Annotated in this window: 12 protein-coding genes; 8 read left to right on the forward strand and 4 right to left on the reverse strand. The window is 69.1% G+C overall.

The window, feature by feature from the left end:
• Nucleotides 1-41 precede the first annotated feature (41 nt).
• A complete protein-coding gene (urtA, locus tag AC1DSA_RS09375) occupies nt 42-1,313 on the reverse strand; it encodes an urea ABC transporter substrate-binding protein (RefSeq protein WP_477888354.1) in 1,272 nt (423 codons plus the stop codon).
• Nucleotides 1,314-1,514: 201 nt separating this feature from the next.
• On the opposite strand from urtA, the gene AC1DSA_RS09380 reads away from it, so the two are divergent.
• Both AC1DSA_RS09380 and AC1DSA_RS09385 read left to right on the forward strand, forming a co-directional pair.
• Complete coding sequence (locus tag AC1DSA_RS09380) at nt 1,515-2,129, forward strand: hemerythrin domain-containing protein (protein ID WP_477888356.1); 615 nt, start codon at nt 1,515-1,517, stop codon at nt 2,127-2,129.
• Between the two features lie 97 nt (nt 2,130-2,226).
• Entirely contained in the window at nt 2,227-3,597 is a 1,371-nt protein-coding gene (locus tag AC1DSA_RS09385) for a dicarboxylate/amino acid:cation symporter (protein ID WP_477888358.1), read from the forward strand.
• A 147-nt stretch (nt 3,598-3,744) separates the two neighbouring features.
• Here AC1DSA_RS09385 and AC1DSA_RS09390 read toward each other — a convergent pair whose 3' ends face one another.
• Nucleotides 3,745-4,674 carry a LysR family transcriptional regulator gene (locus AC1DSA_RS09390; RefSeq protein WP_477888360.1) on the reverse strand — a complete coding sequence of 310 codons (930 nt, stop codon included), beginning with the start codon at nt 4,672-4,674 and terminating at the stop codon, nt 3,745-3,747.
• A 116-nt stretch (nt 4,675-4,790) separates the two neighbouring features.
• Between AC1DSA_RS09390 and AC1DSA_RS09395 the strand changes: the two genes are divergently transcribed.
• The 3 genes from AC1DSA_RS09395 to AC1DSA_RS09405 all read left to right on the forward strand — a co-directional run bounded on the left by AC1DSA_RS09395 (nt 4,791) and on the right by AC1DSA_RS09405 (nt 7,391).
• A complete protein-coding gene (locus AC1DSA_RS09395) occupies nt 4,791-5,774 on the forward strand; it encodes a Bug family tripartite tricarboxylate transporter substrate binding protein (protein WP_477888362.1) in 984 nt (327 codons plus the stop codon).
• Nucleotides 5,771-6,781 (forward strand): 4-hydroxythreonine-4-phosphate dehydrogenase PdxA, encoded by a 1,011-nt coding sequence (locus AC1DSA_RS09400; RefSeq protein WP_477888364.1) that lies wholly within the window; start codon nt 5,771-5,773, stop codon nt 6,779-6,781. Before AC1DSA_RS09395 ends, AC1DSA_RS09400 begins: the two co-directional genes overlap by 4 nt.
• Nucleotides 6,782-6,908: 127 nt before the next feature.
• Nucleotides 6,909-7,391: a hypothetical protein gene (locus AC1DSA_RS09405; RefSeq protein WP_477888366.1), complete on the forward strand. Its 483-nt coding sequence runs from the start codon at nt 6,909-6,911 to the stop codon at nt 7,389-7,391.
• Between the two features lie 57 nt (nt 7,392-7,448).
• Here AC1DSA_RS09405 and AC1DSA_RS09410 read toward each other — a convergent pair whose 3' ends face one another.
• Together AC1DSA_RS09410 and AC1DSA_RS09415 are read right to left on the reverse strand one after the other, a co-directional pair.
• A complete protein-coding gene (locus AC1DSA_RS09410) occupies nt 7,449-8,393 on the reverse strand; it encodes a response regulator (protein ID WP_477888368.1) in 945 nt (314 codons plus the stop codon).
• Nucleotides 8,390-11,734 carry an ATP-binding protein gene (locus AC1DSA_RS09415; protein WP_477888709.1) on the reverse strand — a complete coding sequence of 1,115 codons (3,345 nt, stop codon included), beginning with the start codon at nt 11,732-11,734 and terminating at the stop codon, nt 8,390-8,392. The genes AC1DSA_RS09410 and AC1DSA_RS09415 overlap by 4 nt, the downstream gene beginning before the upstream one ends.
• 195 nt (nt 11,735-11,929) lie before the next feature.
• Here AC1DSA_RS09415 and AC1DSA_RS09420 point away from each other — a divergent pair, with 195 nt between their 5' ends.
• From AC1DSA_RS09420 to AC1DSA_RS09430, 3 genes are read left to right on the forward strand one after another with little or no spacing between them, the layout of a single operon-like run.
• A complete protein-coding gene (locus AC1DSA_RS09420) occupies nt 11,930-12,232 on the forward strand; it encodes an urease subunit gamma (protein WP_477888370.1) in 303 nt (100 codons plus the stop codon).
• A gap of 9 nt (nt 12,233-12,241) precedes the next feature.
• The gene (locus AC1DSA_RS09425) at nt 12,242-12,418 is read left to right on the forward strand and encodes a hypothetical protein (RefSeq protein ID WP_477888372.1); all 177 of its coding nucleotides are present in this window, start codon (nt 12,242-12,244) and stop codon (nt 12,416-12,418) included.
• A gap of 19 nt (nt 12,419-12,437) precedes the next feature.
• Nucleotides 12,438-12,743 (forward strand): urease subunit beta, encoded by a 306-nt coding sequence (locus AC1DSA_RS09430; protein ID WP_477888711.1) that lies wholly within the window; start codon nt 12,438-12,440, stop codon nt 12,741-12,743.
• The last annotated feature ends 5 nt before the right edge of the window (nt 12,744-12,748 follow it).

The following is a 12,748-nucleotide window of genomic DNA, read 5'->3' on the forward strand; positions in this document are numbered from 1 at the left end:
CACCCCTGCCCTCCCCCAGAGGGGGAGGGAGGAACTGCCGGTCAGACCTTGCTCTTGCCGTCCGGCTCGTCCTTCTTCTTGTCGTTGCCTTCGATGAAGGGCGACCAGGGCTTGGCCTTCACCGGGCCGGGCGTCTTCCACACCACGTTGAACTGGCCATCGGCCTTCACTTCGCCGATGAACACCGGCTTGTGCAGGTGGTGGTTCTTCGCGTCCATGGTCGCCGTGAAACCTGACGGCGCCTTGAAGGTCTGGCCGGCCATCGCGGCGATCACCTTGTCGGTGTCGGTGGACTTGGCCTTCTCCACCGCCTGCGCCCACATGTGGACGCCGATGTAGGTGGCTTCCATCGGGTCGTTGGTCAGCGGCTTGTCCTTGTGGCCGGGAATGTTCTTGGCCTTGGCGTAGGCGGCCCACTTCTTGGTGAACTCGGTGTTCGTCGGGTTCTTGACGGACATGAAGTAGTTCCAGGCGGCCAGGTGGCCCACCAGCGGCTTGGTGTCGACGCCGCGCAGTTCCTCCTCGCCCACCGAGAAGGCAACCACCGGGACATCCTTAGCCTTCAGGCCGGCGTTGCCCAGTTCCTTGTAGAAGGGCACGTTGGAGTCGCCGTTGATGGTGGAGATCACCGCGGTCTTCTTGCCTTCGCCGGAGAACTTCTTGATCTTGCCGATGATGGTCTGGTAGTCGCTGTGGCCGAAGGGGGTGTACTCCTCCATGATGTCGGCGTCGGCGATCCCCTTGGACTTCAGGAACGCGCGCAGGATCTTGTTGGTCGTGCGCGGATAGACGTAGTCGGTGCCCAGCAGGACGAAGCGCCTGGCGCTGCCGCCTTCCTTGCTCATCAGGTATTCGACTGCCGGGATGGCCTGCTGGTTGGGCGCGGCGCCGGTGTAGAACACGTTCTTGGACAGCTCTTCGCCTTCGTACTGCACCGGGTAGAACAGCAGGCCGTTGAGCTCTTCGACGACCGGCAGCACGGACTTGCGGCTCACCGAGGTCCAGCAGCCGAAGACCACGGCGACCTTGTCCTGGGTCAGCAGCTGCTTGGTCTTCTCGGCGAACAGGGGCCAGTTGGACGCGGGGTCGACCACCACGGGCTCCAGCTTCTTGCCCAGCACGCCACCCTTGGCATTGATCTCGTCGATCGCCATCAGCGCGGTGTCCTTCAGGACCGTCTCGGAGATGGCCATGGTGCCGGACAGGCTGTGCAGGATGCCGACCTTGATGGTGTCGGCGGCGAAGGCGGGAAGGCCGGCCCCGGCCAGCGCGACCGCGGCGGTCAGGGCCTTGAGGGTGAATCGACGTTGCATGTGTGACTCCAGGTGCGTTGGGAAAAGACGAGCTGATGCTAGGCAGCACCCCCTGGCCCGGCCATACGACACATGGCGTACGGGCGCGCCGACAGGGCAACGGCCGCGCGGGGGGGCGAACACACCGTCACCATCCGACACGCGGATCCGGGCGATCCGCGCTCCAATGCGCGCAATAGCCGCCAAGCGAGGACCTGCCCCATGCCTTCCCTGATGTCCCAGCTGTCTCCGAGCATCACCAACATGATCCGGCTGGACCACACGCACGTCCTCACGGCCTTCCACCAGTACGAGATCGGCTCCTCGCCCCGCCTGAAGAAGGGCCTGGTGGACAACGTCTGCCTGGCCATCGAGATCCACGCCCAGCTGGAGGAGGAGATCTTCTATCCGGCGCTGCGCGTGGTGGCGGACAGCGAAGTGCTGCGCAAGAGCACGCCGGAGCACGACGAGATGCGCGGCCTGATCTCGCGCCTGCGCAACATGCCGGTGGCCGATCCCGCCTTCGACGAGACCTTCTTCACCCTGATGCGCCACGTGATGCACCACGTGGCCGACGAGGAAACCCAGCTGCTGCCCACGGCCGAACGCCTGCTGGGCCCCCAGCTGTCCGAGCTGGGCGCGCAGATGACCCGCAGGCGCCTGGAGCTCACCGGCCCGCGCACGCCGGAGCTGGCGAGCAGCCTGGCGCGCTCCTTCAGCGGCGGGACCCTGGCGGGCATCGGCAGCACCGTGCTGGCCGGCGCCTACCTCCTGACCCGCCACCAGCACGGGGACCGGCTCACCGCCGCGCGCAAGCGGTTCACCCGGCCGGTCTGATCCGGATCAAGCTTTGGCCGGGCATACGTAGTACCCGCGTTTGCGCGGGCCGCGAGCGAGGCGGAAAATCTAGGGTTTCCCCCAAGGTGCTCCCGCCATGCTCGCTCCCCCGACTCCCGGCACGCTGACGAAGGCCCGCCGGCCCTTCTATCGCTCGCTGTACGTCCAGGTGCTCACCGCGGTGGTGGCGGGCGTGCTGCTGGGTCATTTCTATCCGGCGCTGGGCGCGGAAATGAAACCGCTGGGCGACGGCTTCATCAAGCTGATCAAGATGATGATCGCTCCGATCATCTTCTGCACGGTGGTGGTGGGCATCGCCGGCATGGAGGACATGAAGAAGGTCGGCAAGACCGGCGGCCTGGCGCTCCTGTACTTCGAGGTCGTGAGCACCGTGGCGCTGATCATCGGCCTGGTGCTGGTCAACGTGATGCAGCCCGGCGCCGGCCTCAACGCCAACCCGGCGACGCTGGACACCAAGGGCATCGCCGCGTACACGGGCCCCGGGAAGATGGCCTCGACGACCGAGTTCTTCATGAACATCATCCCGTCGACCATCTTCGACGCGTTCGCCAAGGGCGAGATCCTGCAGGTGCTGCTGATCGCCGTGCTGTTCGGCTTCGCGCTACACCGCTTCGGCGGGCGCGGCACCATGGTGTTCGACTGGATCGAGAAGAGCTCGCACGTGCTGTTCACGATGGTCGGCTACATCATGAAGGTGGCCCCGATCGGCGCCTTCGGCGCCATGGCCTTCACCATCGGCAAGTACGGCCTGGGGACGCTGCTGTCGCTGGGCAAGCTGATGGGGGCTTTCTACGCCACCTGCCTGATCTTCATCTTCGTGGTGCTGGGACTGATCGCGCGCTTCCACGGCTTCTCGATCTGGAAGTTCATCAAGTACATCAAGGAGGAACTGCTGGTGGTGCTGGGCACCTCGTCCTCCGAGTCCGTGCTGCCGCGGATGATGGAGAAGATGGAGAACCTGGGCGCGAAGAAGAGCACCGTGGGCCTGGTGATCCCCACCGGCTACTCGTTCAACCTCGATGGCACCTCGATCTACCTGACGATGGCCGCCGTGTTCATCGCCCAGGCGACCAACACCCCGCTGTCGCTGACGCAGGAACTGACGCTGCTGGGCGTGCTGCTGCTGACGTCCAAGGGCGCCGCCGGCATCACCGGCAGCGGCTTCATCGTGCTGGCCGCCACGCTGTCCGCCGTGGGCACGGTGCCGGTCGCGGGGCTCGCGCTGATCCTGGGCATCGACCGCTTCATGTCGGAGGCGCGTGCACTCACCAACCTGATCGGCAACGGCGTCGCCACGCTGGTGGTCGCCAAGTGGACCGGCGACCTGGACGTGGAGCGCATGAAGGCGCACCTGGACAACCCGAGCCTCGAAGAAACCGACGAGCCCGAGGTGCTGCACGAAGCGGTCGACGCGCACATGCACGTCACCGGCTCGCGCGCTCCCTGAGGCGCGGGGCCGGTGTGGGTCAGCCCGCCTGGGCGAATGTCCCCCCGGCGCGGGCTGAAGCCCGCGCCTCCTCCTTTATTTCGCCCAGACGGGCTGCCCCACACCGGTTCGGACAAGTAGAGCGCGCGGCGTGCGTGCGCAACTCGCCTAGCCGATCGCGCGCAGCACCTGCGCGAAGCTGGCCGCCGCCGGCGACAGCTCGCGGTGCCGGCGCGTGATCAGGTGCAGCGAGGGCACCTGCAGCGGCAGCTCCAGCGGAACCACCTGCAGCACCCCCAGCCGCGCGTAGTGCGCGGCCAGCGACGCCGGCATGATCGCCGCCATGTCGCTCGCCTCGAGCAGCACGGTGGTCGCCACCGTCGAGGCGGTCTCGGTGATGTCCAGGCGGGTGTGCAACCCGGCTTCCCGCAGCGCCGACTCGAAGCGGCTGCGCTGCGGCGATCCCGGCGGCTGCAGGATCCAGGGCCAGCGCACCAGGTCCTCCAGCCCCAGGGTCTTATTGTCGAGCAGCGGATGGCCCGCGCGGACCACCGCCACCTGCGGTTCCGACAGCAACGGCACGATCGCCAGTTCGTCGTCGAAGTGGCCTTCGGTGGGTCGGCCCAGCACCAGGTCCACGTCGCCGCGCTCCAGCAGGCCCAGCATCACGTCGCTGGTCTCCACCAGCACGGACACCGCCACGCGCGGATGCTTGCGCTTGTAGTCGGCCAGCGCGGGCGCCAGCAGCTGCGGCAGCGCGCCCGGGACGGTGCCCACGCGCAGGCGGCCGCGCAGGCCGGAGCGCAGCGCCGCCATCTGCTCGCGCGCGAAGCCGAAGTCCACCAGCGATTGCCGCGCATAGCGGATCAGCACCTCGCCGGTGGAGGTCGGCTCCATGCCGCGCGCCTGCCGGGTGAACAGGCGCACGCCCAGCGCCTCCTCCGCCTGCTGCAGCAGCTTGGTGGCCGCCGGCTGGCTCACGCCCAGGGCGGCGGCCGCCCGTCCGAGGTTCAGCTCGCGCCCGAGCGCCTCCAGCAGCAGCAGCTGGCGGGTGCGCAGCCGCATCAGCAGCGCGGCGTCGGTGAGTCCCTTGGCCATGGGAGCAATATACAAAAAGGCATGGCTCCTTCCGGGAAATTCATTGGCCGGCAATGGCTGCAGCCCGTACCCTGCACCGGCGCGGGCGACCGACCCGCCGATCCAGGAGACAAGCCATGCGATTTCCCACCCGCCGCGGCGCGGCACTCTGGCTGGCCGCGGTGACGCTGGCCGCCGGCCTTCCGGCGTTGGCCCAGAGCTGGCCCGACAAGCCGCTGCGCATCATGGTCGGCGCCTCCCCGGGCGGCGGCACCGACATCCTCGCGCGCATGCTGGCGGAGAAGTTCGCCGCCGATTTCCGGCAGTCGGTGGTGGTGGAGAACCGTCCCGGCGCCTCCAACACGATCGCGGCCGACATCACGGCGCATGCGGCACCGGACGGCGCGACCCTGCTGCTGGCCACCAACACGGGCCAGGCGATCGCGCCGCACCTGCTCAAGCTGAAGTTCGATCCGCTCAAGGACCTGCAACCGGTCGGGCTGGTGGCCGTCATGCCCAACGTGCTGATCGTGTCCGCCGCCTCGCCCTACAAGTCGGTGAAGGAGCTGACCTCGGCGATGCTGGAGAAACCCGGCCAGCTGAAGTACGCATCCTCGGGCATCGGCAGCACCCAGCACATCGCCGGCGAGGCGTTCTCGCTCGCCACCGGCACCAAGGCGATCCACGTGCCCTACAAGGGCAGCTCGCAGGCGCACATCGACATCATCGGCGGCGAGGTCACCATGATGTTCGACTCGACCTCCTCGGCGATGGGGCAGATCCGCGCCGGCAAGTTCCGCCCGCTCGCGGTGATGTCGGAGCGGCGCGCCGCCGAACTGCCCGACGTGCCGACCCTGGCGGAAGCGGGCGTCAAGGGCGCCGACGTGCAGACCTGGTACGGCCTGTACGTCACCGCCGGCACGCCGAAACCTGCGGTCGACGCGCTGGTGGCGGAACTGGCGAAGGTCCTCAAGCTGCCCGACGTGCAGGCGCGCATCAAGGGCCTGGGCGGCGAGGTCGGCGCGCTGGGCGTGGACCAGTTCGCGGACATGAACCGACAGGAGTACGAGCGCTTCCGGAAGCTCGTGCGCGACGCCAACATCAAGGGAGAAGGCCTGTGAGCGAATCGGCCAGGCCGCGCATCGCGGTGCTGCTGGGCGACCCGGCCGGAGTCGGGCCCGAGATGGGCGTGAAGCTGCTTGCGCGCGCCGCCAACGCGCAGGCCGCCGACGTGCTGCTCGTGGCGCCCGCGTCGGTGCTGGCGGGCGGCGAGGCGATCGCAAAGGCGCGGCTGGACCCGCTGCGCCTGGGGCCCGACGAGCCGCTGCGCTTCGAGCCGGGCCGCATCACGCACCGGGTGATGGCCGAGCCGTCAGCCGGCGTGGCGCCACTGGCCGCATGCAGCGAGGCGGCCGGGCAGGCCGCGCTGCAGTCGCTGGCCGCCGCGACACAGCTGGCGCACGAGGGGGCGGTGCAGGGCATCGTCTTCGCCCCGCTGAACAAGCATTCGCTGCGGCTCGCCGGCATGCAGGAGGAAGACGAGCTGCGCTTCATGCAAGGCATGTTCGGCGTGCGCAGCTTCACCTGCGAGTTCAACATCACCGACGCCCTGTGGACCTCGCGCGTGACCTCGCACGTGCCGCTGCGCGAGGTGGCCGCGTTGATCACGCCGGAAGCGGTGCGCGACGCCGTGCACATCATCGACGTCGCGCTCAAGCGCTCGGGCATCGCGCGGCCGCGCATCGCCGTGTCGGGCCTGAACCCGCACGCGGGCGACGGCGGCTCCATCGGCCGCGAGGAGATCGACATCATCGCGCCCGCGGTCGAACGCCTGCGCCGCGACGGTCTGGAGGCCAGCGGCCCGTGGTCACCCGACACCGTGTTCATCGCGGCGCGGCGCGGCGACTTCGATGCCGTGGTCTCGATGTACCACGACCAGGGCCAGATCGCGATGAAGCTGATGGGATTCGAGCGCGGCGTCACGCTGCATGGCGGCCTGCCGGTGCCCGTGGCCACCTCCGCGAGCGGCAGCGCCTTCGACATCGCCGGCCGGGGCCTCGCGCGCATCGACGGCCTGCAGCACGCCTTCGACCTGTGCGTGCGCATGGCGGCGCAGGCCAAGGTGTAACGGCGGCCGCGCGCCGCCGCGGCCTTCGTGTGTCTTCTGTCACCCGCGCGCGACATCCGCGCGCTGTTACCTGCCATCCGTGCCGAAGTTCGCAAGCAACAGGTAACCGCGTCCTTACACTTTGCGCATGAACGCAGAGCTCCTGGAGCACCCTGACGAACTGCAGCGCCTCTTCGCGGTGGCCACCCCCGCAGCGCGCTTGCGAACGATCAAGCAACGCCTGGCCGGCGCGCACGCGGAGCTGGGATCGACCCGGCTGGTGACCCTGGTCTCGGCGGTGGAGGGCATGGCCCGTTCCCTCGTCGTCCATTCCGCGGGCCGGCCATCCAGCACCGCGGAGATGCGCCACCGCCAGTTCCGCAACACGGGACCGGTGGAACTGGTGCAGGAAGTGCTGCGCCTGCGCGGCGCCCGCCCCGGCGCGGAGCACTTCGATCGCGACGACTGGGAACTGTTCGAAGTCGCCACGCTGTACCGCGACCTGATCGTGCACGAGTGCACGACCATCGGCCCCGAGCGCCATCGCCACCTGATCGCGGCCACCGAGGCGGTGCTGCGCGGGATGATCGAACTGGCGGGACTGGAGTCGGGCCCGCGCGTCGTCAGCTGAGCCCGCGGGCGGCGGGTCGACCGCCGTCGTTCACGCCGAGCGCGACCGCGCTCGCGCTCAGCCCTCGAAATGCGGATGCAGTTGCCGGATGCGGTTCATCGCCATCCCGGCCGCGGACGTGCGGGTTTCCACCCCGAGCTTGGCGAAGACGCGCTCCAGGTGCTTCTTCACCGTCGCCGGGCTGGCGCCCAGGATGTCGGCGATGTCGCGGTTGATCTTTCCCTTGACCACCCAGTACAGCACCTCCGCCTCGCGCGCGGTGAGCTTGAAGGCCAAACTCATGGACTCGATGATCGCGGCGTCCGACACCTCGCGCATCACGATCAGCCAGTCGTCGTCGCCGGTCTGCTGGTGCAGGCGGATCGACAGGCGCCGCGCGCCCAGCTCGGCGCTCAGGCGCGGCGGCTCGATTTGGCGCACCGCTTCGTCCAGGTGGCGGCGCAGCCATTGCAGGATCACGGGCGGCGTCTCCGGGGCGCTGGTTCCGAAGTAGGCGAAGAGCAGTTCGCGCGCCAGCGGGGTCTGCCACATCAGGCGGCCGTCGCTGGCCCGCACCGCGATGCTGGCGTAGCCGAAGGCATCGAGCGCATTGCGCGTCTGCCGCGCCAGCCGCGCGCCCTGCAGGTGCACGCCCATGCGCGCCAGCACTTCCTTCGGCTTGATCGGCTTGGTCACGTAGTCGACGCCGCCGGCTTCCAGCGCCGCCACCAGGTGCTCGGTCTCGGTGAGCCCCGTCATGAAGATGATCGGGATGTGGGCGGTGAGCGCCGCCGCCTTCAGCCGCTTGGCGACCTCGAAGCCGTCCATGCCCGGCATCATCGCGTCGAGCAGCACGATGTCGGGCACGGCCTGCGCGGCGCGCTGCAGCGCCGCCTCGCCGCTGGTGGCGACCAGCACGGTGTAGCCCGATTCGTCCAGCGCGTCGTGCAGCACCGAGAGGTTGTCGGGCACGTCGTCCACCACCAGCACCACGTCGCTGTCCCGGCGGTCCAGCATGGTCATCGCATCGCTCCTTCCGGCTGCGCGCCCGCCGAGAGGGCGCGCGCCATGGCCTCGAACTGGAAGTGCCGCGCCTGCTCGCGCATGGCCGCCGCGAAGCCGTGGCACTCCGGCTGCGCCGCCTCGATCGCATCCAGCTGGTTCAGGATGCCGCGGTAGTACCCCAGCTGCACCGCGTTCTGCAGCGGCGCCAGCAGGTGCGCCGCCGGCCAGGTCCACGGCAGCGCAGCCTGCGCCGGCGCCGGCGTGGCGGCCGGCTGCGCGTCCTGCAGCCAGCGCAGGCCCAGTTGCCGCTCCAGCCAGTCCAGCAGTTCGGTGTGGCGCACCGGCTTGAGGATGAAGTCCTCGGGCCGGATGCCGGCATCGTTGTCCAGGCCCTTGTCGAAGGCATTGGCCGACACCACCGCGATCTTCGCGTGAAGGGCCTCCATGCGCCGCAGCCGGCGGATGGTCTCCCAGCCGTCGATGCCGGGCATGGCCAGGTCCATCAGGATCGCGTCCGGCCGCAGGCCCGCGGCCAGCAGGTCCAGCGCGTCGTGGCCGCTGGCGGCGGTGCGCAGCTCGAAGCCCAGCGGCTCCAGCAGTGCCACCAGCAGTTCGCGATCGGCCTCCTCGTTGTCCACCACCAGGATGCGGCGGCGCGGGCCTTCGTAGCCGCCGCGCTGCTGCCGCTGCGCCGGCGCCGGTGCGACGGCCGCGTGCACTTCGGGCAGGAACAGCCGGACGCGGAACATGGAGCCGGCACCGGGTGTGCTGCTCGCCGCCAGCTCGCCGCCCATGAGGTCGGTGAGCATCTTGGCGATGGTCAAACCCAGGCCGGCGCCCGGCGCCGAATGGGCGGCGCTGTTGCCGCGCGCGAAAGGCTCGAAGATCTGCGCGAGTTCGTCGGCGGCAAGGCCGGGCCCGGTGTCCTCGACTTCCACCACCGCCATCTCGCGGGCATGGCGCACGCGGAACACCACTTGCCCGGCGGCGGTGAACTTGATCGCGTTGCCCAGCAGGTTGATCAGGATCTGGCGCACGCGCTTCTCGTCGCCGCGCACCACCTCCGGCAGCACGCCTTCGGTCTCGAAGCGGAAGGACAGTCCCTTGGCCGCGGCCTGCAGCTCGAACAGGCTGGCGAGTTCGTGCACGAAGTCGGCGAAGCGCATCGGCTTGACGTTGAGCGTGAGCTTCCCGGACTCGATGCGGGCGATGTCCAGCGTGCCCTCGATCAGCGACAGCAGGTGCTCGCCGCCGCGCTTGATGACGTGCACGGCGTGCTTGCGGTGGCTGGGGATGGCGGCGTCCTCGCCCATCAGCTGCGCGTAGCCCAGGATGCTGTTCAGCGGCGTGCGCAGTTCATGGCTGATGGCGCTGATGTAGCGGCTCTTGGCGTGGTTGGCCTGTTCGGCCGCGTGGCGCGCCTGTTCGGCGGCCAGCTTGGCCTGCTGCAGCGCCTCGTCGGTCTGGCGGTGCGATTCGATCTCGCGCACCAGCAGGTGCGTCTGCCGGTTCGATTCCTCCTGCGCCACCTGCCGGCTCTTGTGCGCCAGCACCAGCCACCAGGCGACGATGCCCGCCACCAGCAGCAGGGAGAGATAGGCTTTCAGGAAGGTCGCGCGCAGCACCTCCACCGCCATGTGCTCGGGTGCGCGCAGCTCCTGGTGGTACAGCAGGCCGAACAGCGCTCCCAGCAGGGGCGCGATCACCAGCATCAGCAGCAGGAAGTGGCCGAGGCCCGTTTCCAGGTAAGGCCACACGCGCCGCGGCAGCAGCGCGCGCAGCGCCCCGCTCCATTGCGCCGACAGGCTCGCGTGCGGCTTGCACAGGTCGCCGCAGCGCGCGTCCAGCGTGCAGCACAGCGAGCAGATCGGTCCCTGGTAGGCCGGGCAGTGCGCCATGTCGGGGCCCTCGTAGGCCCGGTCGCAGATCACGCAACGGCGCGCCGCCGACGGCTGCTCGTTGCCGTCGGCCTGGCGCGCGATGTAGTAGCGTCCCCGGGTGCCCCAGGCGATCAGCGGCGCCGCGACGAAGGCCACGCCCATCGCGATCAGCGCGGAGAAGGCCTGCGCCGTCGGCCCGAACACGCCCAGGTAGGCGGTGATGGACAACGTGGAGGCCAGCGCCATCGCACCGACGCCCACCGGGTTGATGTCGTACAGGTAGGCGCGCTTGAACTCGATGCCGCGCGGCGAAAGGCCCAGCGGCTTGTTGACCACCAGGTCCGCCACCACCGCCATCATCCAGGCGATGGCGATGTTGGAGTACAGGCCCAGGATGTCGCCCAGGGCCTCGAACACGTTCATCTCCATCAGCATGAAGGCGATGAGCGTGTTGAACACCACCCACACCACGCGCCCCGGGTGGCTGTGGGTCAGGCGCGAGAAGAAGTTGGACCAGGCGAGCGAGCCGGCATAGGCATTGGTGACGTTGATCTTCAGCTGCGAGATCACCACGAACAGCGCGGTCGCCGCCACCGCCCACCCGTAGTGCGGGAACACGTATTCGTAGGCCGCCAGGTACATCTGGTTGGGGTCCACCGCGCGATCGAGCGGCACCATGTGGCTGATGGCGAGATAGGCCAGCAGCGCCCCGCCCAGCATCTTGGCCACGCCCAGCAGCACCCAGCCGGGGCCGCCGGCCAGCACGCCCAGCCACCACGCGCGCCCGTTGCCGGCGCTGCGCGCGGGCATGAAGCGCAGGTAGTCGGCCTGCTCGCCCATCTGCGTGATGAGGGCGATGCCCACCGTGAGAGCGGCACCAAACAAGTGCAGGTCGAAGCCGGCGGCCTGCGCCTTCTCCCCAGCGTAGTGCGTAATCCCGGCGAAGGCACCAGGATCGCGCACGAGGACGTAAACGAAAGGAACCACCAGCATCACCAGCCAGACCGGCTGCGTCCACACCTGCAGCCGGCTGATCACGGACACGCCGTGGGTGACCAGCGGAATCACCACCAGCGCGCACACCAGGTAGCCCCAGCTCGGGGGGATGCCCAGCGCCAAGTCCAGCGCATAGGCCATCACCGCCGCTTCCAGCGCGAAGAAGATGAAGGTGAAGGAGGCATAGATCAGCGAGGTGAGCGTCGAGCCGATGTAGCCGAAGCCGGCGCCGCGCGTGAGCAGGTCCATGTCCACGCCGTAGCGCGCCGCATAGATGCTGATCGGCAGGCCCGCCAGGAAGATGATCAGCCCGGTGGCCAGGATCGCCCAGAAGGCGTTCAGGAAGCCGTACTGCACCAGCAGGGTGGCGCCGACCGCCTCCAGGATCAGGAAGGAGGCCGCGCCGAAGGCGGTGTTGGCCACCCGCCAGGTCGACCACTTGCGAAAGCGCTGCGGCGTGAAGCGCAGGGCATAGTCCTCCATCGTCTCGCTCGCGACCCAGGTGTTGTAGTCGCGGCGCACCTTCACCACGCGCTGCGGGGCGTCGTGGTGGTGCAGGGGAACGATAGGGATGGTGGGGCCCACGGACACCAACTGCACGTTCCATGCCGGTGCGGCCCCCCCTTCGGGGAAGCGGCAGCGAACCCGGCACAGACGTTGCAATAAGATGCGCCGACCATGGAACTGACGCCCCGCGAAAAGGACAAGTTGCTGCTGTTCACCGCCGCCCTGCTGGCGGAACGGCGCAAGGGCCGCGGCCTCAAGCTCAATTACCCGGAAGCCATGGCGCTGATCTCGGCCGCCGTGATGGAGGGCGCGCGCGATGGCAAGTCGGTCGCCCAGCTGATGAGCGAAGGCCGCAGCGTGCTCACCCGCGCCGACGTGATGGAAGGCGTGGCCGAGATGATTCCCGAAATCCAGGTCGAAGCGACCTTCCCCGACGGCACCAAGCTGGTGACCGTCCACCAGCCCATCGTCTGAGGAACCGCCATGCGCCTGCTGCCCTCCACCCTTGCCGCCTCCCTGTTCGCGCTGGCCACCAGCGTGCACGCGCATCCCGGCCACGGTGCGGCCACCGAGTGGCACTGGCACGCCAGCGACACCTCCGGCTTCCTGATGGTCGCCGTGCTGGCCGGCCTGGCGATCTGGCTGTCGCGCGGCGAATGAGCGCCGCCCGATGAGCACGATGACGCCGGGCGAACTGATCACCGACGCGGGCGACCACGCCCTCAACGCAGGGCGCCGCACGCTGACCCTGGTGGTGCAGAACACGGCCGACCGGCCGATCCAGGTCGGCTCCCACTACCACTTCGCCGAGACCAACGGCGCACTGCAGTTCGACCGCGCCGCGGCGCGCGGCATGCGCCTGAACATCGCCTCCGGCACCGCGGTGCGCTTCGAACCCGGGCAGCAGCGGACCGTGGAACTGGTGGATTTCGCCGGCGAGCGCAAGGTCTACGGATTCCGCGGCCTGGTGCAGGGCGCCCTCTGAGAACG

It is taken from the genome of Ramlibacter sp. P4_H7, assembly GCF_056400765.1.

Excerpts from the sequence above, each read along its gene's own strand:
- urtA (WP_477888354.1), bottom strand. The coding sequence starts at position 1,313 with ATGCAACGTCGATTCACCCTCAAGGCCCTGACCGCCGCGGTCGCGCTG.
- AC1DSA_RS09380 (WP_477888356.1), top strand. The coding sequence starts at position 1,515 with ATGCCTTCCCTGATGTCCCAGCTGTCTCCGAGCATCACCAACATGATC.
- AC1DSA_RS09385 (WP_477888358.1), top strand. The coding sequence starts at position 2,227 with ATGCTCGCTCCCCCGACTCCCGGCACGCTGACGAAGGCCCGCCGGCCC.
- AC1DSA_RS09390 (WP_477888360.1), bottom strand. The coding sequence starts at position 4,674 with ATGGCCAAGGGACTCACCGACGCCGCGCTGCTGATGCGGCTGCGCACC.
- AC1DSA_RS09395 (WP_477888362.1), top strand. The coding sequence starts at position 4,791 with ATGCGATTTCCCACCCGCCGCGGCGCGGCACTCTGGCTGGCCGCGGTG.
- AC1DSA_RS09405 (WP_477888366.1), top strand. The coding sequence starts at position 6,909 with ATGAACGCAGAGCTCCTGGAGCACCCTGACGAACTGCAGCGCCTCTTC.
- AC1DSA_RS09410 (WP_477888368.1), bottom strand. The coding sequence starts at position 8,393 with ATGACCATGCTGGACCGCCGGGACAGCGACGTGGTGCTGGTGGTGGAC.
- AC1DSA_RS09415 (WP_477888709.1), bottom strand. The coding sequence starts at position 11,734 with ATGGAGGACTATGCCCTGCGCTTCACGCCGCAGCGCTTTCGCAAGTGG.
- AC1DSA_RS09420 (WP_477888370.1), top strand. The coding sequence starts at position 11,930 with ATGGAACTGACGCCCCGCGAAAAGGACAAGTTGCTGCTGTTCACCGCC.
- AC1DSA_RS09425 (WP_477888372.1), top strand. The coding sequence starts at position 12,242 with ATGCGCCTGCTGCCCTCCACCCTTGCCGCCTCCCTGTTCGCGCTGGCC.
- AC1DSA_RS09430 (WP_477888711.1), top strand. The coding sequence starts at position 12,438 with ATGACGCCGGGCGAACTGATCACCGACGCGGGCGACCACGCCCTCAAC.